The sequence below is a fragment of the Variovorax sp. WS11 genome (assembly GCF_010499245.1).
GTDB lineage: Bacteria > Pseudomonadota > Gammaproteobacteria > Burkholderiales > Burkholderiaceae_C > Variovorax.
The window spans coordinates 1061032-1084169 of sequence record NZ_JAAGOW010000004.1 but is presented as its reverse complement, the minus strand read 5'-3'; the positions used below and the strand labels follow the sequence as shown (position 1 = coordinate 1084169).

Genomic DNA, 23138 nt, shown 5'->3' with positions numbered 1-23138 from the left:
CCATGCCACTGAAGCGCTTCGAACAATTCTCGATCCGCAACAAGCTGCTGGCTTTGTCGCTCCTGCCTCTGCTGGTGGTGCTACCGCTGCTCGCTCTGCTCTTGCTCGTCTGGGGCAATACGGCGTTCGAACGCATGCTGATCACCAAGGTACGTAGTGACCTCGCGGTGGCGAACGGCTACTTCGAGCGCATGCTCGCTGGTGTCGAAACTGAAACGGCCGCCGTGGCCGACTCTCATGGCTTGCACCTGGCGCGATCGATGTCGGAGATTCACGTCTTGCTTCAGCAGGCCAAGAGGAGGGGAGGGCTGGACTTCCTGAACCTGCGCGCTGCCGATGGCACACTGCTGGTCACCGACTGGGGTGTGCCGTCCCGCGTACCACAGCTCGACGCTGCATCAAGGCTGGAGCAACGCCCGGATAGCCGGGAGAGAGACGCCGACCCGACCGCCAGCATCGAAGTGCTGTCGCCGGCCACGTTCGCCGCACTGGCGCCCTCGCTCCAGTCGCGCGTCGCGGTGCCGATCGTACCCGCTCGTGGCGCCGAGCCGGGCGCCCGTGCGACGGAAGACCGTGCGATGGTCATGCTTGCGCTGGCCCCGATCAGAGCGCCCGAAGGTCGTTTGCTCGGCTACGTGCAGGGAGGCGTGCTGCTGAACCAGAACCTTTCGCTGATCGATCACATCACTGGAATCGTCTACCCCGAAGGTTCACTTCCTTTCGGCAGCCAAGGTACTGCGAGTCTTTTCCTCGGAGACCTGCGCGTCAGCACCAACGTGCGACTTCTTGGCAGCGAGCGCGCGGTCGGCACGCGCGTATCGCCGTCTGTCCGCGATACGGTGCTCCAAAACGGTCGCACCTGGCTCGATCGCGCTTTCGTCGTCGATGACTGGTACATCTCGGGGTACCAACCGCTGATGGACGGCGCGGATCAACGCGTCGGAATGCTGTCCATCGGCTACCTTGAGCGACCTTTCACAAGGTTCAAGTACGGTGTGCTGGCCGGCGTTTCAGCCATTTTCGTTTCGGTAATGATCGTCGCCGCTCTCGTTTCGCTGCGCTGGGCGCGGAGCATTTTCCGCCCGCTTGAACAGATGGCGCGCACGATGCAGCAGGTGGAGGCCGGGGCAGTCGACGTCCGTGTGGGTGCGGTAGTTAACCACGATGAAATCGGCCAGCTCGCTGGTCATCTGGATCACCTTCTCGATGCGATCGATGTCAAGGTCGCCGAGCGCACGCGCGAGCTCGAAGCCAGCCATGTTTCTCTGAAGTCCGCGCAGCAGAGGCTCGTTCGTGCGGAAAAGCTCGCCGCAGTAGGCCGCCTCACCGCCGGTATCGCCCACGAGCTGAACAACCCGATCGCGGTGATTCAGGGCAATCTGGACCTGGTGCGCGAACTCCTCGGCGCTGATGCCAGCAGAGTGGGCGCAGAACTGCAGCTTGCAGATGAGCAGATCGAGCGGATGCGCTTGATCGTGACTCAGCTGCTCCAGTTCGCCCGTCCTACTGAGTTTGCTGGCTACGTCGCCAATGTGGATGTGTCGGAGGTGCTCGAGGAGAGTCTCATGCTGGTGGGCCATCTCCGCGCCGCGGCGGGCATGAGAGTAGAGCGCGACTTCACCAGTGACCGCACGGCCGCTATAAACCGAAAGGAGCTAAACCAGGTGCTCGTGAACGTACTGACCAATGCGATCCACGCGATGCCGGATGGGGGAACGCTGACGCTGTCCACTCGCGACTGGGAAGAAGACGGAATCGAGATATCGATTGCGGACAGTGGCCCCGGTATGAGCGAGGAACTGATCGCGGAAGTGTTCGAGCCCTTCGTCACCCGCAAGTCAGGCGGAACCGGACTGGGCCTGTGGATCAGTCGCAGCATTATTGAGAGATATGGCGGCGACATCCGCGCCGCCAATCGCTGCGACGGCGCGCGCGGCGCGGTATTCTCCGTGCTGCTGAGAGGCAAGGTGAACCTGGACGGCGCATCCCCCTGAAAGCCAAGTGAGCGGCGCCGCCACGTAGGTAGACAGCCCTTCATGCCGTCCTGGCAACGATGCGGGTGGCGGTCGCATCCAGCCTCGGTGGATTCTCGAAGGTATGCCAAGGCGCCGGAGACGGGATCTCCCACTCCAGGCCTTCTGCGCCTTCCCAAGGCTTCTGTGGCGCAGGCGCGCCCTTGCCCCGCAGCATGGGGAGCACTACGAAGACGAAGAAGTAGATCTGTATGAGACCGAAGCCGAGTGCACCCACGGATGAAACGGCATTGAAGTCGGCAAACTGCATCGGGTAGTCCGCGTAGCGGCGCGGCATTCCGGCCAACCCGAGGAAGTGCATCGGAAAGAAGGTGAGGTTGAAAAAGATCATGGAGCCCCAGAAATGAACCTGGCCATGCAGCTCACGGTACATCACGCCGGTCCACTTCGGGCCCCAGTAGTAGAAGCCACCAAACATCGCAAACAGGGAGCCTGCGACCAGAACATAGTGGAAGTGCGCCACCACGTAGTAGGTATCCTGAACCTGGGTGTCGATCGGCACCACCGCCACGATCAGCCCGGTGAAACCGCCCATGGTGAACACGAAGATGAAGCCCACGGCGAAGAGCATGGGCGTTTCGAAAGTCATCGAGCCTTTCCACATCGTCGCGAGCCAGTTGAAGATCTTCACGCCTGTCGGAACCGCGATCAGCATCGACGCATACATGAAGAACAACTGCCCCGTCACCGGCATGCCCGTGGTGAACATGTGATGCGCCCATACGATGAACGACAGGATCGCGATGGAAGCGGTGGCATACACCATGGACTTGTAGCCGAACAGCTTCTTGCGCGCAAAGGTCGAGACAATGCTGCTGATCATTCCGAAGGCCGGCAAGATCATGATGTAGACCTCGGGATGGCCGAAGAACCAGAAGATGTGCTGGTACATCACCGGATCGCCGCCGGCAGATGGGACGAAGAATGCCGTGCCGAAGTGACGATCGGTCAGCGTCATCGTGATAGCACCGGCGAGCACCGGCATCACGGCGATCAGCAGGTAGGCAGTAATCAGCCACGTCCAGCAGAACATCGGCATCTTCATCAGGGTCATGCCGGGGGCGCGCATGTTGAGGATGGTCACGATGATGTTGATCGAACCCATGATCGAACTGACGCCGAGGAGGTGAACCGAGAAGATGAGCATGTCCATCGACGGTCCCATCTGCAGGGACAGCGGCGGGTACATCGTCCAGCCTCCCGCCGGTGCGCCGCCGGGCATGAAGAACGAGCCCACCAGCATCAGTGCCGCCGGGATCAGCAACCAGAAGCTGAAGTTGTTCATTCGCGCGAAGGCCATGTCGGAGGCGCCGATCTGCAGTGGAAGCATCCAGTTCGCGAAGCCGACGAAGGCCGGCATGATCGCCCCGAAGATCATGATGATGCCGTGCATCGTGGTGAGCTGATTGAACAGCTCCGGGTTCACGAACTGGAGCCCCGGCTCAAACAGTTCGAGCCGGATGCCCATGGCCAGCAAGCCGCCGGTGATCAGCATGGCGAATGAGAACAGCAGGTAGAGCGTGCCGATGTCCTTGTGATTGGTCGCCTGCACCCAGCGCCTCCAACCATTCGGGAGCGCAGGGTGTTGCGCAGCCGGGATGCTGTCCATGACCCGGCTGCCGAGCTGGCCGGTCGTAGAGGGGGCGGATCCGCGTGCCACGTCAGGTGAACGACTGCCAAGCTGCCCAGGGCGTGCGGTTGTCTTCCACGCCACGAACGCCCGGCACGTTTTCCGCAGCGACACGGGCCGCTTGTCTCTCACCTTCGCTCTCGAGCAGGCCGCGATAGGTCACGATGCCGCCGAGGACATCCACGGCTGACCAGTCAGGATGCCACCACGGCTGCTTCTCGAGTTCGGCCAGGAGACGCTGCCTGATGTCTTCGTCGGTCTGCGCGGGCGCTTCGGAATTCCTCGGCTTCCTTGCAATGGCCCGCACCAGATCGGCACGGGTGACGATGCCGACCAGTTGATGGCTGCGCAGTACGGGCACACGCCGCACGTGACGTGCCGCCAGGATGGTGGCGATGCGTTGAAGCGGCGTGTCTTCAGCGACGGCAACGACGTCCCGCGTCATGATGTCTCGAGCCCGGCCGGCGTGGGTTTTGACATAGTCGAACGAGAGGCGTTCCGGCCTGATCAGTTGTGCCCACCAGGAACGCTCGGGCGTGGCGGCGTCGGTTCCGATTTCATGCCGGCGAAGTAGGTCGGCTTCGTTGACAAACCCGATCACGCGGCCGCCGTCGACGACCGGAACTCCGCTGATGCGCTTCTCGAGCAGCAGCGCAGCGATCTCGCGTATCTGGGCGTCCGGTCCAATGGTGACAACCGGAGTGGTCATGATGTCCGCTGCATTCATCGCCAGGCTCCTCTCGCAGGCTGTGTGTTCAGTCAAAGCGTCTTTCGATCAGGACGTCTCGCAGGACGATGGCGTTGTTGCGCGACTCGTCGCCGGCGTCGTAGACGAGCGTCACCCGACCATCCTGGCAAAGAGCGTCGAGACGGCGCAGCAGGTCAGGATGCTGCTCGAGCTCGGACCGGTACTTCTCTTCGAAGACCGTCCAACGTCGTGGATCGTGTCCGTACCACCGGCGCAACGCACTACTCGGAGCAATGTCCTTCAGCCAAAGATCCGCCACGACCATCTTCTTTGTCAGGCCGCGCGGCCAAAGCCGATCAACGAGCACGCGCACACCATCGTCGGTAGCTGCACCCTCACGAACGCGTTTCACAAAAACTGGGCAAGGGCTGCGGCCTCTGCTCGCATGTGTTGCGGTGTCGGCGTCGGCAGGGTGCTTGGCAGTAGGCAGTCGCATGGTCGATCTCCTTTGGCTCCTGGGCAGCGGGTCGCAAGTGCGCGACGAGCGCGAACCCTGGACTCCCGGCCTTCCTGAGGTAGCCGAAAGCGTTGATGGAGCGAACGAGCAAAGCCCTACTTCTGTCATGCTCTGGTGGCGTGGGGCGCTTGCCGGCCAGATGAGCCGGGCTGGGCACCCCCTTGATGCGCCTGTTTGCTCCATCATCAGGACCACGCTTCAGCTGATTGAATGCTCGGCGGGCCCCGCAAGAAAGTAAAACGACATATATTGGCCCTTCAATGCAGTATTCTTGATATCACTGGGTATGGAAATGCCAGCGGGCATTGAGCTGATGGCGCAAAGCTTTCCGCGGCACTGCAGATGGCGGAGAAGGCCGAATCAGTTGAACGAGATCAGCCGCTTCATCGGAGGAAGGCTTGGCGCATTGGCCAGCTGGTGCACGAGGCTTGCTGGGCTACCCACCCAGTGAGGCTTGGGCGATCGCCGTGTAGTAGCTGAATTGGGCTCATTCCTGCGACGGAAGCTCAGTGACATCTGCTTTGGCATATCGTCCGGCCAGGGCCGTGCTGTCCAAGCCCGTGCGGCGCGAAGCTTCACGGATCAGTTTTCTTCGGCCATGCGCGGTGATCTTCAGGACGGTGGCGGGATCCTGCCCTTCGCCATCCTCGGTGGCGACATCTGCTGCCGGAATGACGGCTACGATGCAGCCGGCGGCGTCAAGCACGCGTACCAGGTCGATCTGGTACGTATCGGCTACGCACAGCGGGAGCTCCGAGTTCACGAGCTTACGCAACATGTCCATGCACATTTCAACCTCCTATCGCTCACGAACGCCCAATGACATGACGAGGATTGCGGCTCTCGCTCGCAGGCCGGACCCCTGGGTCGGGGTGCAACACGCTGCCCACCCAAGCGCCCTTGAGCACTTCGTGAGCATGGATGACGGTCGGCAGTTCGGATCGGCATTCCCGGCAGCTCTCAGGTGGCGTTCAAAGAGGGGAATGTTCAGCCCGCCTCGGCAAGAAGGCCAGTGACTTTTATTGGCCCTTCAGTGCAATACTTTTGGTATCGCGCGGTGGACATGCCGTCCCCACGATGGCCCGCGCTGTCACATGGGACCCGTGTCGCGCTTGTTACGACGATGAGTGTGGTGACGCTGCGATCTGATCGAGCAAGACGTTGTCACCGTGGCGCGGCCCGGATCCTGGCTGGCCAATGGGATCAGCCGTGATGCGCTGCCCAATGGGCCTAGACTTCATGCTGTTGAGCAAAGCGCTGCAGCACATGGCTTGTCATTCCTTTGGCAAGCTCTTCTTCGCCAAAGAAGACGGTGCCGACAGCGTCCTTGCGCAGCAGTTGCGACTCGTCTTCATTGTGAGTGCGCACCACGACTTCGATGGACGGGTTGAGCGTGCGAGCGATCTGCGCCATCTGACGCACGCCGGGGGCGTCCGGCGTGGCGGCGACCAGCATCGCTGCAGTCGCAATGTGCGCCTGGATCAGAACCTCCGGTTCCACCGCATTGCCCGAAACGGCAGCGTAACCCTGCTTGCGAAGCGCTTCCACAAGTTCGCGGTTCTCCTCAACGACGACGTAGGGGATACCGCGCTCGGTCAACGCGTTGGCGATACGCCGCCCGACCCTCCCGTACCCGACCAGCACGACCTGACCCTCGAGGTACTTTCGCTCCGTACTCATGGGCAACTCGGCGAAGGGATCCTCCCGGCGGTCGAGACGCCGCGCCAGCTCTGAGCGCTGGAGTAGCCACCTGCTGGCCGGTGCGATGCCCGCGAACACGAAGGGATTGAGCGCGATGGAGATCAGGGCACCCGCCAGAATCAGGCTCACACCTTCAGATGCGAACAAGCCGAGCGACATTCCCAGCCCGGCGAGGATGAAGGAGAACTCACCGATCTGGGCCAAGCTGGCCGCGACGATGAGCGCCGTATTGAGCGGATAGCGAAAAGCGAGCACCAGCCCCATCGCCGCAATCGACTTGCCGACGATGATGATGGCGACAACCGCCAGGACATGGAGCGGCTCCTCCATCAGCACCGCCGGCTCAAACAGCATGCCGACGGCAACGAAGAAAAGTACCGCGAACGCATCGCGCAGCGGCAGCGACTCTCGGGCCGCGCGATGGCTGAACTCAGACTCGCGCATCACCATCCCGGCGAAAAAGGCGCCAAGCGCGAATGAAACCCCGAACAGCGCTGAAGCGCCGTAGGCGATGCCGATCGCGGCCGCAACAACCGACAGGGTGAACAGTTCACGCGAGCCCGTGCGGGCGACTTCCCACAGCAGCCAAGGCAGTATGCGCCGACCGGCGATCAGCATCAGGGCGATGAAGGCCGCCACCTGAAGAAGCGTCTGCACGATCGTGCGCCACAAAGGCAGTGCGTTTTCCATCACTCCAGGCGTTCCACCCAGCATGCTCGAAAGCGGCGGCAGGAGCACGAGGAGCAGCACCGTCACCAGGTCCTCGACGACCAGCCAACCCACGGCAATGCGTCCGTTCATGGTATCCAGGATTTGGCGGGTTTCGAGCGCCTTGAGTAGCACCACGGTGCTGGCACATGAGAGCGACAGTCCAAACACAAGTCCGGCTCCGACGCTCCAATCCCACCACCAGGCCAGAGCCATGCCCAGGGCCGTGGCCAGGCTCATCTGCACGACGGCGCCAGGCAGGGCGATGCGCTTTACGGCCAGAAGATCGTCAAGGGAGAAGTGCAAGACGACGCCGAACATCAGCAGCATCACGCCAATCTCGGACAGTTGACGGGCGATCGATGCGTCGGCGACAAAGCCAGGCGTTGCCGGGCCGAGCACGATTCCCGCCAGCAAATAGCCCACCAGCGCCGGAATCTTGATTCGCTCTGCGATGAAGCCGAGAATCAATGCAAGACCGAAGCCGGCCGCGATGGTGGTGATCAACGTGACGCTGTGATCCATTCGGAGTCCATGTTCTGCCGAAATGGGTAAGCGTACAGGGGCGCCAGAAGATTTCGCGATCTCACATGGCTCAAGGTATCCATTTCCGAGCCTGTCGAGCCGCGCGAACCAGTGCAGCGTGTGAGCTCGATCGCGGCCTCGAAGTCGAGGACGCACACATTGGCCACATGACTGACGCTGAGCGGCACGACCGACGGCGGGCGTGTGACCGCACAACGGCCTGAAGCTCTATCCGGGGGCACCTTCAAGCTCTCGCGGGGCCCCATGCTTCAAGGACGAGCTTTGGCATGCTTGGTTTGCGTCCGAGCCCGGGCTGTACGGATGCCTGCAGGATCAGCCACGCCCGTTGCTGGACGCGGACCTGAGCAAACGTGTTTTGCGAGTGGGCTGAAGCTCTTGCTCCGGGGCAGCGCTCGGTACGAGCTGAGGAACCATCCTTATGGCTCCATCTCTCCCCGCGTTGGAGCTCGTGCGACGGGTCCTTTCATGCGGGGCGGGTCGCCCAGGTCGCGCTCAGCAGCAGCAGGAAGCCGGCCACGGCGATCAACCCATGAACGAGGACAAGCCACTTCGGCAGTGGCCGTTGCTTCCAGTGGTAGTTGAGGTTGAGGATGGCACCCCCCGCTGCCGCCAGAAGAAAGAGAGCCAGCGCGCCAAGCGCCATGGACGGCAGCCCGATGGTCACGGCACCGTAGAGCAGCAGGGTCACGGCTGCGGCGGCCAGAAATCCGTGAAGCATGGCCAACGCGACGGGTGGCTGCCGGTCTCCCGCAAAGCGAATGCCCGCCATGATGAGCCCGCCCACGGCCGCGATGGCGAACAGGATCGTTGCTGTGCGAAGAATCGTTGCGGGCTCCATGAGCTTCTCCTTTGGATCGTCTGCGGTTCAGTGTTCTCTACCGGCAATGTCACTGCATCTCAGGTTCGCAGCAGCCGGTCGAACGATTGCGCCCCTGCGGTCCGAACTTGGAGCCCTGCAGGAGGCATGCTTTCGCACGCGAATGTTCGGATGGCTTGAGGAGAATGACGAATGACTTTTATTGCACCTTCGATCCAATATTCTTGCTACCACGCGCTGCTTAGATTCGAAAGGCAGTCGCAGGTCCAGTCATGGACCCGCGGCTGCGCCGAATGCGAACGCGTAGTCTGTGTCGAGTGGTTGGTCTTTCGGAGGTACCTAATTGGCATGCACCGTGAGGCCATTGTTCGAATGGCTGCACGACCGCTCGTACACTGGGTCGCATTTCGACCGGGGACGACGATGGTTCGAAGCGTCGCTGGGTTGGAGAGTGTCCGGTCGCAATGAAACTCAGATTGGTGGACTCATGAGCAGATTCGATGGCGCGCGGAATGAGAAGATGATTGAGACGGGGTTTGGGTTTCGAGCGTCGTTTCTCATTCATCAGCTTGAATGGATGGCCCTCAAAGGGATTGTTTGCGATATCACTCTCAAGAGCGGGAAGCCCCACATCGACGTCACCATTGAGCCAAAGTTCAGTTATGCACTGAGGTATGGCGCTGGCGCGCAGGATGTACGGGAGATGCTGTCGCAGATCAAGTTGTCAAACGGACAGACACTTGACTTTGCTGATATCTGGACCATCCACCCCATGCCGAAGGGTGGGGTCGACCCTGAGAAACTTGCCGCCGTGGATCTGAGCTATGCGGAGGAGAAGTCGGGGCCAAATGGGGAGACGATCCGGGAGATGATTTCCGCCACGTACCACTGTGAATCACGCGGAGAGGAGGATCGCTACCTCCGGCGGTTCTTCGCGTCATAAGGGCACCGCTCGGCTTGGTGCGGGTTGCGCACCGGAGGATCTGAGGGCGGCGACGCATCGCGCGTGAGGCCTTCGCGCAGGTCGCAGCGCACGACCCTCCGGCGGCCGGCTTCAGGCGGGCGTTGCCTGCCCATGCCAAAATCACACTCGCGACGCTCGCCGCGCACGCAACGGCGCATCATTCGATCCGGGTGAACACCCAGGTCCTGGCTGGCTCGCTGCTCGACGAGATTCTTCGCGAATCGGCGGCAGGTGATCTCCTCGTGCTGGGTGCCCGTGGCTCAGGTCTGGTCCGGCGCGCGCTGCTGGGCACGACAGCGCGCCGTCTGCTGACCAAATGCGATCGCCCCATCCTGGTGGTCAGGCAAGATCCCGCGGCCGCGTACCGGCGGATCCTGGTGCCGGTCGACCTCAACGACAACGCCGATGCGACCCTGCAAGCCGTCCTCGCCCTGGCCCCAGAGGCCGAGGTCCATGTGCTACACGCCTACGAGCTTGGATACGAGGGACAGCTGCGGCTGGCGGGCCTCAGCGAGTCGAGCATCCGTGCGTACCGGCAAGGGGCCACAGCCAGGGTATGGACCCGCCTGCGGGCGATGCTGGCGCGTCATGAGCTTGGCACGCCACGTTTTCATCCGCATCTTGAGCGCGGCCAGGCGGGCCGCTCAATCCTGGCTCGCGCGACGCGGATCGACGCCGATCTGATTGTCATGAGCAAGCGAAGCCGGTCAAAGCTCGAGGACATCATTCTCGGCAGCGTGACGGAGCGGGTGGTCATTGACGCACGAAGCGATGTGCTCTTGTGCCGCTCTTGCCGGGTGACCAGCCCGCGGCTTGGTGAGGTGTCCGGCCCCGGTAGCGCCCGACTCGACCAGCTGGAACTCCCCCCCGAAGTTCAGTCCGAAGCCCGGATGGTCGACATTGCCGGGTACTGGCATTCCTGATGCCCGTCGCTGGCCAATGCACATGTCTGGCACTACGTCGAGGCTGGTTCTCTATCTGGCAAGGAAGGTGGGGGCTTGGTTGCCTATTGTGAGCGGACTTCTTAACATACTTGCATGAGCTTCCTGGCTGTCCCTCTCGGCACTCTTGCAACCGTCCTGATCTTTCTGACGGGGACGGCCGTGCTGGTGCTCACGGCGGCAAGCAGGGCGAGATCTCGCCAGCTGGCCGCACATTCCTCAGCCCGGCGATAGGCTTTCTTCCTCTTTAGCGCAATCCACCAATCGCCGGGCCCAAGCCCCCGCGCCGCGGCGGCCACCGCTTTCCGCGGTTCGGCCGCATTCGTGGGAGTGCCCGTGCATGCCGCTTCTGACGATATGCGGATGCTCACTTGGCTGATCTCGAACAGCCGATGAAGCCGCACGGCGGGCAATGGCCGCGCGAAACCGGCGTCAACTGCACACCCTAAGGCCACTGGCCTCAGTTTTTGTCATGCCTTCCCCCGCGCGTGCTGCGAGGGGGTGGTATCTGTTTGCCAAGGAATCATCATGACCATCAGATCAGTACTTGCACTCACGGACTTCTCGGCGCAGGGGGAGCAAGCACTTGACCGCGCTGCGCTGGTTGCCGTTGAGCATGGTGCTGAACTTCGCATCATGTATTTCGTCGATGTGCCGAATCCGAATCTCAGAGATCCTTTCGAACGCCTGGCGCAGCGTGCACAACAGTTGGCTCGGCGCCACGGGATTTCCGTAGAAGCTGTCTCCAGGCCGAGCGACACCGTCGATCGAGTGGTCGAGGAAAGCGCCTGCGCCGATTTGCTCGTCATCGATCATCGACACCATCGCATCTTGATGAGGTTCTGGCAGGGGTCAACGTTTGACCAGTTGGTGCGCCGCTGCCAATGCCCGGTGCTGGTGGTCACGCGGGAACCATCCTCGCGATATCGTCGCGTGCTTGTCGCCGTCGACGTCAGCGATGAGTCGAGGGAGCTGGTGCGGTACGCCTGCGCCTTCGACGTCGAATCGGAGCTGGAGCTCTTCCACTCTCAAAGCACGCTGCACGAAACCATGGAGTCTCGGCGCCATGCCGAGGAACGGCTAGTCCGGCTCTCTGAGTCGCTCGGCCCGACCAGGTATCGGGTGAGGACCTCCGTCGGGCACGGGGACCCCTCGCGCCAAACCTTCGTCCAGCAACAGGCGACGGGCGCGGACCTGGTTGTTGTCGGCAAGAACAGGGTTTCGACGTTGGCTGACTTTCTGTTCGGCGGGTTTGCGCAGCGGCTCCTGAGTTGGGCGACAAGCGACGTGTTGGTCGTGCCCCATGACCATCGCACCTCCTCTCGAGCCGCGGCGAACCTTCGTATCAAGGCCGAGCTGGGTGACGGACGGGGCGCATTCTCCGTCGTCCAGCGAAAGACGCTGTGACATATTCGAAGCGAGTGGGCGGGGGCGCGCGAGGCAGGCAGCGCAACAGGTCGATGGGCACTTGTTCGCTGCCTCCCCCAGACAGCCAATGAGAAGTCCAACGAATCACGCGGGCGTCGTTTGGCGGAAGCCGCCGGGCAGCATTGTGGATTGCGCGCAGTAGCGGCCCGGACAAGTGAGCTGCTACGACATTCTCACCGCTTCCTTGAACTGGCGCTGCGTCCATCCACCCCCAAGCAGGAACATGCGCGTCTCGAATTGGGCGAGCGTCGAATCTGACACCTTGCGTCCCAGGTACGTCAGATGCTTATGGCGAAGGTCAACGAAGCCCGATTCGTAGTGATGGGCCAGGCTCCGCCAAAGGGCATGTGCTGCGTGTGACTGCCGCGCGCCTGTCATCAGGCATAGTCCGGAATCCAGGGCCCATCGATAGATGCCGGAAGCCAACCCGCGTCGCTGGTAGTTCGGTTCGTACCGGGAATGCGGTGCTCTCACGTAGCGGTCCGCCTGGCGGCCCAGCTCGACCAATCGATTGAAGACGGTGTAGCCGGCCAAGCACCCACGACGGACGTCTTCGACATACACATAGAACTCTCCGTCTGCCTCACGAAACCGGATCCGTAGTTCTGGATCCTCCAGCCGGATGGAGGGAATGCCGTGAAGGCGGTCGCCCGGGGTGTTGATGCGTTCGTAGACAGGGGCCAGTGCGCCGCTCGTACTCGTCGCTGCCGGATCAACGTCGATACGCAGTGCCATGGGGCGTCTGACCCAAGAAGCGAAAAGGTTCGGCAATACAAATGTCAACGGTCTCTCCATACCGTACTGAGCTGCTGAAGTAGGGGCCGGAGGTCAAACGCCCCGAGCAGGCCGACGTGACAACGGGTGGTCAAGGTCGATGCCGTCGTGCGCAGCGTGTCTTTTCCTTTCGGTAGACACGGCTGAGGCCAGAGGCGCATGCTCTCCAGCCTCGCCACGGGTACGCCGGCCTGCGCTCGAGCTTGATGATTCCTTTGTGAGACAGGCCGGATGGCGCTGGCTCGTGCACTAGGCGTCGCTGATGCCGTAGCGCAGCAGCCAGCTCCAGATGACCGCCGATGCGTTGGTCATCGCCTGCGTCGCCTCTGAATAGCCCATGAGGTCGGCGAGCCGGGCTTCAGCCCGGATCACGATGTCGGAGTTTTGAACGTATGTTTCCTTGATGCTTGCGCGTCGTCTGTCGAGTTCCTCCAGCAGCGCCGTGGTATAGCCCCTTGGGCTCTTCAGGCGCAGAAACATGATGGGCTCGACCATTGCATTCAGTTGCGGATCGACGAACGTATGGATCTCCGGCGCGCGTGAGATGACCTGATTTCCGTACGCAGCCTTGACTACCTGCTGCGCTTCTTCCAGCGAGGCCTCATTGGCGGCGTAGATCTTCCCGCCCCTGCCTTCGCAAACGATCTCATACCGGTCTGGCCGGGAAAGCCACTCGACCAAGCCGCGCGTGGCAAAGATCGCCAGGCCTTTTGCCCCCGGCAGCAGCTGTTGCCGCAACGGGTAGATATCGAACTTCTCTTGATACTCAGCAAACATCCTGAACCTCCTGACGTTCTCATTGCGGAATCTCCGCACACGCACGCCTCCTGGTGGCCAGCTTGCGGAGATCGATGGCGCCGTCGCGAGCGCAACTCGCACTACGGCGCCGACAACACACCCGACGACTCGGGCCTAATGAATTCGGCGTCGAGTCGTCTCGGCGGAAAAGTTGTCCGCTCCCCCTGGGACGACAGGCCAGTGTCCGATCCGCGGCGCACCCGCGCCCTGGCTGGCCTCGGAGACGCCCGGGAAGGGTAGCTGCGGGGCGAGCTCCCCGGACGGCGTTTTTGCAGACCCCCGGTGCGCTGCCGCCACCCCTCGGCAGCGTTCCCCAGAAAGGTCGCTCGGTGACCCTGACGTGCAGCGCTCATAGTGCTTCCTTTCCGATGTGCAAGGGCGCTTCTCGCATCCGCTCTTTCGCGAGGGACGAGCCTGGCGTGTCGATGGCGCGCGTTGAAGCGCGGGCATCGTGAGGCACGATGAGAACGTCACCCGTGGACCGCTCCAGGACGCGCTTGGCCATGCTCCCGAAGATGAAGTCCTGTAGCGCCGAGCTTTTGCGCTTGCCGACCACCAGGAGCTCGGCCATCGTGCACTGCTGCTGGGTGGCGGCCTGGCGCGCCGGGTCGCCGTGTCTGATCGTGGAACGCAGGTGGTCGCGCCGCGCGTCCCATGAATCGGTAAGCCAGCGCATCCCGTCGATGGCTTGGCGTACGCAATCCTGTCGATAGGCCTTGATGATGTCTTCCGAAACGCTTGCGTAGCGCAGCTTGCCTTCAGTGAGCGCGCTGACGAGGGCATGGAAAACTTCCACCTCGGCGGCGCTGTCCAGCGACGATGCAAGCTTGACAAGGTCCTTGGCTGCCGGCGTGAAGTTGACGGCCACGAGGATGCGCCTGTACTTTGCGCGGGCCGGGAGCCTGGTCACGAGCACGGGGCAGCCGACCAGCCGCAGCAGGCGTTCGACCGGTTGACCGTGAAAGAACGCCGTGGCGGTGCGTTCGTACGCATGCTCCAGGACGACGAGGTCGACCCAGCGGGCCTCGTCTGCAACGTCTTCCAGGCGACCGGCCGCTTCCGTCACCTTCTTGACCAGCACGCCATGCCTGGCGGCTATTTCCGAGGAAAGCTTGGCGAGGCTGCTGGCTGCGTCGACGCGAAGGCTTCGGGCGGCGGGTGCGTACATGATTTTGAGGAGCGCGTCGTGCTCCACTGCGAGCAAGGCGGCCCGCTCCACTGTTCGATTGCCACGCGCCGACAGGTCGGTCACGGCAAGGATTGATCGAATGTTCATCGTTATCTCTTCCTGCGTGAGAAGGGCTGGCCAACCGCCATGCGAATGGCAGCAAGCCGGGGAGGGGAGGGCGGTTCTTCGCTGGGGCGGTACAGGTCGGCGCCCTCAGGCTGGGACTGCGCCGCCGAAGCAGCTTCCCGCTGTTCATCGCTCCCGCGTGGGCGGGCGAACCGGCGACGCTCATGGTGGAGACGGACATGCCGCACCGTCCAGCCATGCCGCCGGTTCTGGCCGGGCAGGCGTTCAGTTCCTGGCGAAGGTGGAACTGCCCAATGGGAAGTTGCACATCTGGCCGATCGGGTGGCGCCTCAAGAGCGCTGCGCCTTACTGCCTGGGCTGCGTGCCTCGCATACGCGGGCGGTACGCGTTGACGGTTGGATGTCTTTTGGGGCTGAGCGAAAGCTCTTGCAAGGAGTGTGGACTCCCCGCGAATCGTTGCATGCATGTCGCACTCCACTCGAACGCGACCGGCCGCATGTCAGGGGGTCGCTACCGCGCGGGTCTGGTGCCCGACGGTCGAGGGTTTGCGCAAAAAGAAAGGTTGACCGCCGGGCTTAAGAATGTGCGAGGGTCTGCTGAGACCCTGCCGTCATCACCACGAGCAAAAGCGCGCCCATGTCGCTGCCTGCCGATGACAAGCGATCGAGAGCTGTGAGATTCTTGCCGGGGATGTAAGCCGTGACTTGCATGCATCGAGTGTAAGGCGACATCGGTAAACCTTCAACAGAAGCCACACACGGTTTGCCAGATAGAGATCCTATTCCGGCACTGAACTCGCAAGGTCAAGTATCAGTGCGGCGAACGGCCCGTAGAAGCTGTGGGCGGCGAGAGTGATTCGCAGCCACAATGAGGACGAGGCGCGCCTGATTGCGCAGCAGGGTGATGGCGACCGGGTTGCTGGGTCAGCAGGAACTCACGAAATCGATGGCGCAAGACCATCTGCGCCGTCCAGCAGATGGCCGGTCCTCGTCGCACACTGCGTGCGCGAATCGAAGCGCAGCATCCCCAGGTTCGTCGCCTTTGCACATGTTCAGAATGCGCTGGCGATTCGATGAGAGGGCCCAACGGCATGGCGTAGCCGGCTTTCGTGAGGTGGGAGATGAGGGCGTTTGAAAGCGCGGCCTTCAAGGCGAAGCGGGCCTTGCAGTAATTCTCACCGGCACGTAGGCCAGCCGCAGGTCGCGCATGACCAGCAGTGCGACCGTGTGGCCGGTCGGCAAGCGCGATAAGGTGTGCCGAAAATCCTCCACACTGTCGAGACGCTGCGAGTTGATCGCAAGAACGAGGTCTCCGGCTCGGATGCCCTCGCTGCGAGCAAGCCCCGTGGAATCGCGCACGAGCAGCCCGCCCCCGATCGTCCCCGGGGAGCAGGAGCGAATGGTGCCGGCGATTGAGCTCGCCGGCTGAAGGGGCGAGGTGCTGGAGCCGGCCGGAGGCTCAATGAGCGTCACCTCCAACCGAAAAGCTCAGCGAAGGTATCGCCCGTCGGCCTTGAGCATCGACAACTCGGAGAATGTCAGGCCGCGGTGCTCGCCCGGCCGGTACGACACCGCAATGCCGCCGATGTCGAGCGTCTTGAACGACTCGAGGCCCTTCTGCAGCGACTCTGCCGTTGGTTTCGGTCCGGCCCGCTTCAGCCCCTCGACCATGACCTTGGCCGCCACATAGCCCTCGAGGCTGGCATAGCTGAACTCGATTGCGCCGATCTTCTTCATGGCCGCTTGGTACTCGGCAATCACCGGCATCGCGCTGTTCCACGGGGAAGGCACGACCTGGGAGATGACCACGCCGGCCACGTCCTTCTGGATGTCCTGGAACAGCTTCTGACCGTTCAGGAACGAGAACGAATAGAACGCCGTCTGGCCGCCAGCCGCGCGGTATGCCGTGATGAACTTCGCCGCCACTTCGTTGGTCGCCGCCAGCACCACCGCTTTGGGCTTGAGCTTGGCCAACTCCGCGGCACGCTCGGCGGCGTCGGAGCCATCGTTCTTGATTGCCACGCTGCCGACCATTTTCTCGCCACGCTCGGCAATGAACTTTTCCGTGCTCTCCTTCGCCGAGCGTGCGCCGGGGTTGTCGTTGTGCGCGAACGCGATGCTTGAGATGCCGACCGTGAACAGGTGGTTGACGATGCGGCTGTACTCCTCGTCGAAGCTGATGCGCACCGGGAAACCATATTCGGAGAACTTCGCCACCGGCCCCGCGCCGGTGTAAGGGCCGATAACGGGAACCTTGAGTTCGTTGGCCGCCTTCAGGACGCCGACCGCCGACGATGTGCCAATGGGCATGAGGATGCCAACGGCGCCATCCTTGACGAAGGTCTTGACGTTCTCGGAGCCCTTGGCGGGGTCGTAGGCGTCGTCGAGCTGGCGCAGTTCGACCGGCCGGCCGTTGACGCCGCCGTTCGCATTCAGCGTCGTCAACATGGCACGAATGCCGACCAGGGGCTCGGTCGACAAAGACGCCAGGGGGCCGGTCTGCACGAAGGTTTGCCCGATCACGAGCGGCTGGGTCTGCGCCTGTGCCGCCGGCGAGAATCCCAGTACGAAGACGGTCACGGCCGAAGCCAGCAGATGAATCTTTTTGTGTTTCATGGCACAAGCTGTTGATCAATTCATCTTAAAGCGCGAGCCCTCCAGCCAAGATTCGCTCTTTGGTCACGGCGGGGAAGCAACTGTGCAGAAATGCACGTAACCCTGCATTGACTTTTTCCTCGGCGCCTTCCGCACTACAGGCCGTTTTGTCCGGTGCCCCCGTGAACTCCCCTTAGCCGACGCAAAGAGTCTCGAACTACGGAACCGCTGCAAAAGTGCGCCCGGAGTTACTACGCCATCTCAATGCTGAAAGGCGACATTACTTTACTCCCACAATTTTTGTGTTGGATGCCTTGTTATGTTTTTTCATTCTCTCCCCCCTGAAAGGCCGCCCGCGCAGGGGAGAAGAGGGCGCCACCACATCGCGACAAACTGACATGGCCTGGCAGAGCCGGCACACCGACGTCTCGCCGTTCGCAGGAGGTCCTCCATGCCATTCCTCGCCTCCTCATTCGCACGGCTGCCGACCCTGACCTGTCTGCTCGCCGACCAGATGGAGTCGCGCAAGAACATCGCCCGCCATCTGGGCGTGAGCCTGCGTACCCTGCAGAGATACCAGGCCAGCGGCAACGCGCCCCGCGCGGTCTACGCCCTCTGGTTCGAAAGCAGATGGGGCATGGCCGCCCTGCACGCGCAGCGTTCAACGAAGCCCAGCACGCCCGCGCCTGGGTCGCCTCGCTCGAGCGCGAGCGCCTGCGCGGCGTGATCCGGGCGCTCGAAAACGCTCAGGGGCAGGCCGCGGCCAACTCGGCGGTGTTTACGTGACCTAGGCCGGGCAGGGCGTTGGGGCAGGGGCGCGGGAGCTCGGCTGGGAGGTGCGGGTGCAGGCCCCGCAGCCACCGCCACCACCGCCGCCACCGCCCGCGGTCATCGTGAGCATGACCGCCTGCTTGGCCTGCTCGTCATAGATACTGCGACCATCGCGCTTGTGCCCGACTACCAGGCGCCTGGCCGAATCCGAAATCAACTCTGACATTCCGTGCCCACGTTGTAAATGGGCACGAAGCCTCACACTTCGTCGCGCTCGAAGGAAGGTCGTGGTTTATTGCCCGCATACAGAACATCCACACCCGCTTGGACCAGGGCAATGCGCCGTGGAAGGACTACGCCGGCGCCGCGCAGGCCATCGGGGCCGCCATGAAGACACTTGGTTTTCGAAGTGGCGGCTGAATGTCGTGCCGGTGGGTGGCATTGCGCGCGGCCTTGCGTGACGGCATCGCGCGCGACGTCGGCGCCCCAACCACCGAGGTGCGCACGTGCACGATCGTTCCAGCACTCGCAATGGATTGGCGCCCCCGTGGGCCTCCTTGTGATTCGCCGCGCTGCGCTTTGCAAATCCTTGCAGCGGCTGACGGTAAGCTCCCGGCATGACGGCCGACATTGCTTCAACGAACCTGTCTCAACAGCAGCGCGAGCGCCTGCCGCTTGCCATGCAGCGCGCCCAGGCCAAGCTGGCCAGCCTCGCTGTCGATGCCAGTGCCGGGCCGTTGCTCAAGGCCTCCCAGAAGGCAAAGACAGTGGCACAGCGGGTGATCTGGCTGCAGCGGGCGGCCTCGGCCTGGGCCAAGCCGATGGAAGCGGTCTCGGCATGCCGGACCAGCTGCAGCCACTGCTGCCACATCCCGGTGACGATCTCGCTCGTCGAGGCACAGCTGCTGGGCCGGACCGCCGGCCGGGTGCCGAGCGCGCCACGGCACAGCATTCGCGTCACCGACGAGAGCTCGATGGAGGCCCTGGCCGCGATGGAACGTCAGCTCCAGGCGGGGCCGCTCGCGCCTTGTCCGTTCCTGCGGGCAGGGCGCTGCTCGGTCTACGAGCTCCGACCGATGGCGTGCCGCACCCTGCTGAACCTGGATGACGACGACCTCCTGTGCCGCCATGCGGAAGGAGCGCCGGCCGATGTGCCCTATGCCGACGCCACGAAGCTCAAGGCCTTTGCATTGATGGCACAGCCCGGTACGCAGTATGCGGACATCCGAGAGTTTTTCCCCGGGGTGTCTTAGGTCTAGCTGGCGGTTGAGCGGCCTCGCCATGCGGTGAGAGGAGCGTCTAGATGCCACGCGTCCTGCGACGGGCGCTTGCATGCATCACCTCGCCTGGAGCATGTTTGTGCAGCCAGAAGGACGGCAATGCTGGAATAGCGTGCCCTTCCGCGTGAAGGCAGGCAACGCCAGTCAGGCCGACGCCGCCATCGTTCCCCGGCATTCGACAGATGAGCAGGCGCAGGGATAGGCCTCCGGCGCATGGGTCGTGTCGATGGTCAACGCGTAGTCGAGGCACAGTTCTTCGCCGGCGCGCACGTCGCACAAGGTGATGATGTCCAACCGCAGCGTCCCGTCGAGCGCCCATGCCTCCACCGCTTCGCAGTTCGGGCTGCAGCTGTGGTTGAGGTGACGCAATGCGTTGCCGCCCTGGGCACCATCGATCACGGTGCCATCGGACAGACCGAACAGGTACGTCAAATGGCTTTCCCAATCCGTCGCCTCCACCTCGGCCGGAGACATGCTCCGTCCCTCATACGCGCCCAGCCTGGTGTTTGCCTGCAGTGGCAGCGCTGCAAAGAGCCCGACGCCATGGATCTCGCTGGTGCGAACGTGGAAGAGGGGAGTGGGGCACGGCATCGGGCTTGGAAGTGGAGATTGGCAACAACGCGCGATTATCCAGCGGCGGGAACGAAGGCCATCCGCAGCAATGAAGAGTTTGAGGAAAGGCGATCGGCAAGTTTTGGCGTCCGGCAGCCGAGAAAGCTCAGCAGCACCAGGTGACAACAGCCTGTACCGCGGGACGTATGTGCGATCGCTGCTTGCGTGTGTTCTGCTGGCGCAGTCATCAGGGCATCGCCGCGCCCCCTCACACTCGCACGCCTGCCTCACTTCACCAGAGCACGCGCACGCTGCCCTGTGCGTTGTTCTTGACGCGAGTATCGTCACCCAAGGCCCACAGCTTGCCAACCTCGCCGCTGATCGCCGGCGTCAGCGCGAGCGCGGCCCCGGTCGCCGACTCGGGCGAAGGCGCTACCGGCGGCCGTCCGAATTGCAGTGCAGCCGGCCGGCTTGTAGAACTTCGTGATATCCGTGCCGCGAAGCCCTCGCCAAAGGTGCGACCGATTTTTAGGACCAGACAATCAGCTGGTCGGGAATGTGGATGCCATGATGCTGGCGCATCGCATCCACAAAGAGCAGCCAGGCAGTTCGATCTGCAGGCCCGTGCGTGCACATGAGGCACTCCGGTGTGCCAGCCAACTGCTCGGTCGCAGTCGTATGAACATCGACACCGAATCGCTTGCTGAAGCGGCCCACGCACGATCCATCGCCAGCGTTGACCCATACCGTTGCGCGGTCCGGGGCGACGGTGATTTCGTGGGCGGGGCCGATATGATTCATCGCGCCGATTCTGACAGGCCGGCCTCGGTGCGCCTCTGAGCAAGGAGCGAAATGTGCCCGCGACACCTGAAGAATTGAAGACCCTCGTGGATGCGTACGACCAGGCGCATCCGTCCCTCGCGCGCGCGATGGCCGAGCTGCTGGTCCGGGGCAATGTGATCCTGGAGGACCACAGTCTGCTTGAAAGCGAGGTCGGCGACCGATTCGAGGCGTTCGTCTTTCACGTGCTGGCCGAGCACAGCATCGGCAAGGAAGCCTTCGCGGCGACGCTGATTGCGTACGAGCGCCTGCGCGACACGATCGATCAACTGGACCAACTGCCGCCATGAACCTCGCGCACTTCAGTCGCAGATCAGGCCCGATGATCGATCTACCGGTTCGCCGTGACTTGAGGTTCCGCATAAGTCTCGACGCCGCCAGAGAAAATGGCCGGCAGCATCACGCCAGCCAGTCTGACGCGCACGGCCTGGGCAAGCTCCACGCCCGTGGCAATCGGCTCGAGGTACGGAGGTAGTTCTTCATCGAGCCACGGCGCCGTGTCCCGATACTCCTTGGGATCGAGCAGTACGAACCGGATCGCGCTCTCGCTGTTATCCATCTGGGCGAGCAGCACCAGGTGCGCGATCGGCCGCCGCGACTTCAGTACATGCCACCGCTGAACGCCCCGGTAAGTTCGTGGCCAGAGCACCTGCAGGCGGATCTTCACGGTCTCTCCCAACACCAGCACCCGGCTTCGGGGGTGTACCCGGCAGTCCATTCCAAGCTGCCGCAGCAAGTTCGCGATGTCGGAGGTCATGCGGTCGCCCACCTTTCTGCCGATCAGCTTTCTTCGCTCGTGGAGGGCTCGGACTGCCACGGGGTCACGGCCAGCCAGCTCCAGCGCGCGTGACACGGACCCAAATGCGTTGGTATAGGCCTTCTTCGAACGGAGACCCAACGCTTCGAGATCGAGCGCGTTCAGCTCGGGGTGCTCAGCCAGCCTGTCGCGAAGCACTTGGATCAACTGCTCCTTGTCTCGTCGAAGTCGGCGGCGGGTCCACAGCTTGTCCTGCACCCGTTTCCACAGGTCTGCCGAGACCACCGGCTCGATCACATGGTTCGCGCGCGTGGCGGGACGCTTCTTCATGGCCGGGGCTGCGGTGTAGCGCTCGCTGCCCCACACAAAATTGCCGGCCAGCGCCTCGCAGCGCAGGAGTCGATGGACCCTGGATTCTGTGAACGGCCGCCCGTTTTGTGCGACCAGCCCCTGCGCACGCAGCTGACGGGCAACGCCCCTGATCGTGGCGTTCGTGTCGGCGTACATGCCGAAGATCCGGCGGGTCAACGCGACTTCCGTCGGCGGACCAGGCACCCACGCGATCCGCTCACTCTGCATGGCCTTGGACTGTCCGCGAGCCAGCGGCCGCCTATTGCCGAATCGGTCAATGGCGACGCGTGTCAGGCCAATGCAGGGGAGAGGTCCCATCTGGTAGCCGAGGTGAACTGCGCGGTCCTGGCCGGCACGACTCTTCACGCCCAGGTCACGGGCATACTCCGCCGCCATGGCGCGCTTGAGCGTCTTCAGGAGCGCGGTCATGGGTTCCTCGTCCGAGCCAAAGGCCTCCTGGACGTAGATCACCTTGGCCCCGTGCAGCCGACAGGTGTATTCGTAGTAGGCGGCCGCATCGATGTCCTGGAAGCGTCCCCAGCGGCTCACGTCGTAGACCAGGACCACGTCGAAAGGCCGAGGCTCGTCCAGCACGTCTCTCAAGAGGCGCTTCATGCCCTCCCGGTTCGAGATTTGCAGCCCACTCTTGGCGGCATCTTCGTAGATCCGGATCACTTCCATGTGGTGCGCCTCGGCATAGGCATGAATCGCGGCCAACTGCGTGCCGATGGACAGCTCTTGTCGGTCACTGGACATGCAAACGTAGGCTGCGGCGCGCGTAACTTGCTCTTGGTCGAGGTGGGCCACAAGCCGCACGCTAGCGCTCGTTCGCAAGTTGCGCAACTGCAAAGCGACAAAGTTACCCCGCCGCCGACCGGTGGACGGCGTACGCCAACACTACCCAAGCAACGGGCAGGACGTGGCCCTCGTGAATTGCATAGGAGCGGCGGCCGCGAGTCCAGTGTATTGGAAGCTCGCAGAGGCGCGTGCAATCATCGAGTCCATTGCCTTTGACTGAGCGGCCGCTTCGGAGGAAACCGAACACACGGAATTGGCCCGCTGCTGCAGAACAGTGGCCGGGACGCCAGCCGACAGCGAATTTGCACGCCCCAGCCAAGGGCTGCACCGCGTTGGAGCCGTCGCTGTACTGGCCGATTCCTTGAGTGGACTTCCGTGGGTACGCGCCAGACCTT

21 protein-coding genes are annotated in these 23138 nt (G+C 62.9%); 7 read left to right on the top strand and 14 right to left on the bottom strand.

All coding sequences use genetic code 11. The features are described from left to right. The first annotated feature begins 2 nt into the window (after positions 1 to 2). Positions 3 to 1994 (top strand): cache domain-containing protein, encoded by a 1992-nt coding sequence (locus GXN78_RS34585; protein ID WP_106559182.1) that lies wholly within the window; start codon positions 3 to 5, stop codon positions 1992 to 1994. Between the two features lie 40 nt (positions 1995 to 2034). Here GXN78_RS34585 and ctaD read toward each other — a convergent pair whose 3' ends face one another. The 6 genes from ctaD to GXN78_RS34555 form a co-directional block, all read right to left on the bottom strand. Beyond that, positions 2035 to 3642 carry a cytochrome c oxidase subunit I gene (gene ctaD, locus GXN78_RS34580; protein WP_106559183.1) on the bottom strand — a complete coding sequence of 536 codons (1608 nt, stop codon included), beginning with the start codon at positions 3640 to 3642 and terminating at the stop codon, positions 2035 to 2037. 52 nt (positions 3643 to 3694) lie between these two features. Next, positions 3695 to 4390 carry a CBS domain-containing protein gene (locus GXN78_RS34575; protein WP_106559184.1) on the bottom strand — a complete coding sequence of 232 codons (696 nt, stop codon included), beginning with the start codon at positions 4388 to 4390 and terminating at the stop codon, positions 3695 to 3697. 28 nt (positions 4391 to 4418) lie between these two features. Then, a complete protein-coding gene (locus GXN78_RS34570) occupies positions 4419 to 4847 on the bottom strand; it encodes a DUF488 family protein (protein ID WP_106559185.1) in 429 nt (142 codons plus the stop codon). Positions 4848 to 5355: 508 nt separating this feature from the next. Next, positions 5356 to 5652 carry a hypothetical protein gene (locus GXN78_RS34565; RefSeq protein ID WP_106559186.1) on the bottom strand — a complete coding sequence of 99 codons (297 nt, stop codon included), beginning with the start codon at positions 5650 to 5652 and terminating at the stop codon, positions 5356 to 5358. Positions 5653 to 6098: 446 nt separating this feature from the next. Beyond that, positions 6099 to 7802 (bottom strand): YbaL family putative K(+) efflux transporter, encoded by a 1704-nt coding sequence (ybaL, locus tag GXN78_RS34560; protein WP_106559187.1) that lies wholly within the window; start codon positions 7800 to 7802, stop codon positions 6099 to 6101. A gap of 484 nt (positions 7803 to 8286) precedes the next feature. Further along, positions 8287 to 8661, bottom strand: a complete 375-nt coding sequence (locus GXN78_RS34555; protein WP_106559188.1) for a hypothetical protein — start codon at positions 8659 to 8661, stop codon at positions 8287 to 8289. 466 nt (positions 8662 to 9127) lie between these two features. Between GXN78_RS34555 and GXN78_RS34550 the strand changes: the two genes are divergently transcribed. From GXN78_RS34550 to GXN78_RS34540, 3 genes are all read left to right on the top strand, one after another. Then, positions 9128 to 9583 (top strand): hypothetical protein, encoded by a 456-nt coding sequence (locus tag GXN78_RS34550; protein ID WP_106559189.1) that lies wholly within the window; start codon positions 9128 to 9130, stop codon positions 9581 to 9583. A 122-nt stretch (positions 9584 to 9705) separates the two neighbouring features. Beyond that, entirely contained in the window at positions 9706 to 10527 is an 822-nt protein-coding gene (locus GXN78_RS34545; protein WP_106559190.1) for a universal stress protein, read from the top strand. Positions 10528 to 11073: 546 nt separating this feature from the next. Beyond that, positions 11074 to 11952 (top strand): universal stress protein, encoded by an 879-nt coding sequence (locus tag GXN78_RS34540; protein ID WP_106559191.1) that lies wholly within the window; start codon positions 11074 to 11076, stop codon positions 11950 to 11952. Between the two features lie 183 nt (positions 11953 to 12135). Here the strand turns inward: GXN78_RS34540 and GXN78_RS34535 are convergent, their stop codons facing one another. The 5 genes from GXN78_RS34535 to GXN78_RS34515 form a co-directional block, all read right to left on the bottom strand. After that, the gene (locus GXN78_RS34535; RefSeq protein WP_239143009.1) at positions 12136 to 12708 is read right to left on the bottom strand and encodes an N-acetyltransferase; all 573 of its coding nucleotides are present in this window, start codon (positions 12706 to 12708) and stop codon (positions 12136 to 12138) included. 288 nt (positions 12709 to 12996) lie between these two features. Further along, on the bottom strand, positions 12997 to 13524 hold the full coding sequence (locus GXN78_RS34530; protein WP_106559193.1) for a hypothetical protein: 528 nt from the start codon (positions 13522 to 13524) through the stop codon (positions 12997 to 12999). A 370-nt stretch (positions 13525 to 13894) separates the two neighbouring features. Then, entirely contained in the window at positions 13895 to 14797 is a 903-nt protein-coding gene (locus GXN78_RS34525; protein WP_164256174.1) for a universal stress protein, read from the bottom strand. A 1148-nt stretch (positions 14798 to 15945) separates the two neighbouring features. Continuing rightward, entirely contained in the window at positions 15946 to 16272 is a 327-nt protein-coding gene (locus GXN78_RS34520) for a PDZ domain-containing protein (RefSeq protein ID WP_239143068.1), read from the bottom strand. Between the two features lie 15 nt (positions 16273 to 16287). Then, positions 16288 to 17415, bottom strand: a complete 1128-nt coding sequence (locus GXN78_RS34515) for an ABC transporter substrate-binding protein (protein WP_106561340.1) — start codon at positions 17413 to 17415, stop codon at positions 16288 to 16290. Between the two features lie 430 nt (positions 17416 to 17845). On the opposite strand from GXN78_RS34515, the gene GXN78_RS34510 reads away from it, so the two are divergent. Next, a complete protein-coding gene (locus GXN78_RS34510; RefSeq protein ID WP_106561339.1) occupies positions 17846 to 18121 on the top strand; it encodes a hypothetical protein in 276 nt (91 codons plus the stop codon). Between the two features lie 661 nt (positions 18122 to 18782). After that, on the top strand, positions 18783 to 19418 hold the full coding sequence (locus GXN78_RS34505) for a YkgJ family cysteine cluster protein (protein ID WP_106561338.1): 636 nt from the start codon (positions 18783 to 18785) through the stop codon (positions 19416 to 19418). Positions 19419 to 19589: 171 nt separating this feature from the next. On the opposite strand, the gene GXN78_RS34500 is transcribed toward GXN78_RS34505, so the two are convergent. Then, entirely contained in the window at positions 19590 to 20036 is a 447-nt protein-coding gene (locus tag GXN78_RS34500; protein ID WP_106561337.1) for an SET domain-containing protein-lysine N-methyltransferase, read from the bottom strand. A 489-nt stretch (positions 20037 to 20525) separates the two neighbouring features. Beyond that, complete coding sequence (locus GXN78_RS34495) at positions 20526 to 20798, bottom strand: hypothetical protein (RefSeq protein ID WP_106561336.1); 273 nt, start codon at positions 20796 to 20798, stop codon at positions 20526 to 20528. An 86-nt stretch (positions 20799 to 20884) separates the two neighbouring features. On the opposite strand from GXN78_RS34495, the gene GXN78_RS34490 reads away from it, so the two are divergent. Beyond that, positions 20885 to 21127, top strand: coding sequence for a hypothetical protein (locus tag GXN78_RS34490; RefSeq protein ID WP_164256172.1), 243 nt, complete (start codon positions 20885 to 20887; stop codon positions 21125 to 21127). 41 nt (positions 21128 to 21168) lie between these two features. Here the strand turns inward: GXN78_RS34490 and GXN78_RS34485 are convergent, their stop codons facing one another. Then, positions 21169 to 22701: a recombinase family protein gene (locus tag GXN78_RS34485; RefSeq protein WP_106561343.1), complete on the bottom strand. Its 1533-nt coding sequence runs from the start codon at positions 22699 to 22701 to the stop codon at positions 21169 to 21171. Positions 22702 to 23138 lie beyond the last annotated feature (437 nt).

What these genes read in the sequence shown, in the direction of transcription:
- GXN78_RS34585 (WP_106559182.1), top strand. Translation starts at nt 3, where the DNA reads ATGCCACTGAAGCGCTTCGAACAATTCTCGATCCGCAACAAGCTGCTG.
- ctaD (WP_106559183.1), bottom strand. Translation starts at nt 3,642, where the DNA reads ATGGACAGCATCCCGGCTGCGCAACACCCTGCGCTCCCGAATGGTTGG.
- GXN78_RS34575 (WP_106559184.1), bottom strand. Translation starts at nt 4,390, where the DNA reads ATGAATGCAGCGGACATCATGACCACTCCGGTTGTCACCATTGGACCG.
- GXN78_RS34570 (WP_106559185.1), bottom strand. Translation starts at nt 4,847, where the DNA reads ATGCGACTGCCTACTGCCAAGCACCCTGCCGACGCCGACACCGCAACA.
- GXN78_RS34565 (WP_106559186.1), bottom strand. Translation starts at nt 5,652, where the DNA reads ATGGACATGTTGCGTAAGCTCGTGAACTCGGAGCTCCCGCTGTGCGTA.
- ybaL (WP_106559187.1), bottom strand. Translation starts at nt 7,802, where the DNA reads ATGGATCACAGCGTCACGTTGATCACCACCATCGCGGCCGGCTTCGGT.
- GXN78_RS34555 (WP_106559188.1), bottom strand. Translation starts at nt 8,661, where the DNA reads ATGGAGCCCGCAACGATTCTTCGCACAGCAACGATCCTGTTCGCCATC.
- GXN78_RS34550 (WP_106559189.1), top strand. Translation starts at nt 9,128, where the DNA reads ATGAGCAGATTCGATGGCGCGCGGAATGAGAAGATGATTGAGACGGGG.
- GXN78_RS34540 (WP_106559191.1), top strand. Translation starts at nt 11,074, where the DNA reads ATGACCATCAGATCAGTACTTGCACTCACGGACTTCTCGGCGCAGGGG.
- GXN78_RS34535 (WP_239143009.1), bottom strand. Translation starts at nt 12,708, where the DNA reads ATGGCACTGCGTATCGACGTTGATCCGGCAGCGACGAGTACGAGCGGC.
- GXN78_RS34530 (WP_106559193.1), bottom strand. Translation starts at nt 13,524, where the DNA reads ATGTTTGCTGAGTATCAAGAGAAGTTCGATATCTACCCGTTGCGGCAA.
- GXN78_RS34515 (WP_106561340.1), bottom strand. Translation starts at nt 17,415, where the DNA reads ATGAAACACAAAAAGATTCATCTGCTGGCTTCGGCCGTGACCGTCTTC.
- GXN78_RS34510 (WP_106561339.1), top strand. Translation starts at nt 17,846, where the DNA reads ATGCCATTCCTCGCCTCCTCATTCGCACGGCTGCCGACCCTGACCTGT.
- GXN78_RS34505 (WP_106561338.1), top strand. Translation starts at nt 18,783, where the DNA reads ATGACGGCCGACATTGCTTCAACGAACCTGTCTCAACAGCAGCGCGAG.
- GXN78_RS34500 (WP_106561337.1), bottom strand. Translation starts at nt 20,036, where the DNA reads ATGCCGTGCCCCACTCCCCTCTTCCACGTTCGCACCAGCGAGATCCAT.
- GXN78_RS34495 (WP_106561336.1), bottom strand. Translation starts at nt 20,798, where the DNA reads ATGAATCATATCGGCCCCGCCCACGAAATCACCGTCGCCCCGGACCGC.
- GXN78_RS34485 (WP_106561343.1), bottom strand. Translation starts at nt 22,701, where the DNA reads ATGTCCAGTGACCGACAAGAGCTGTCCATCGGCACGCAGTTGGCCGCG.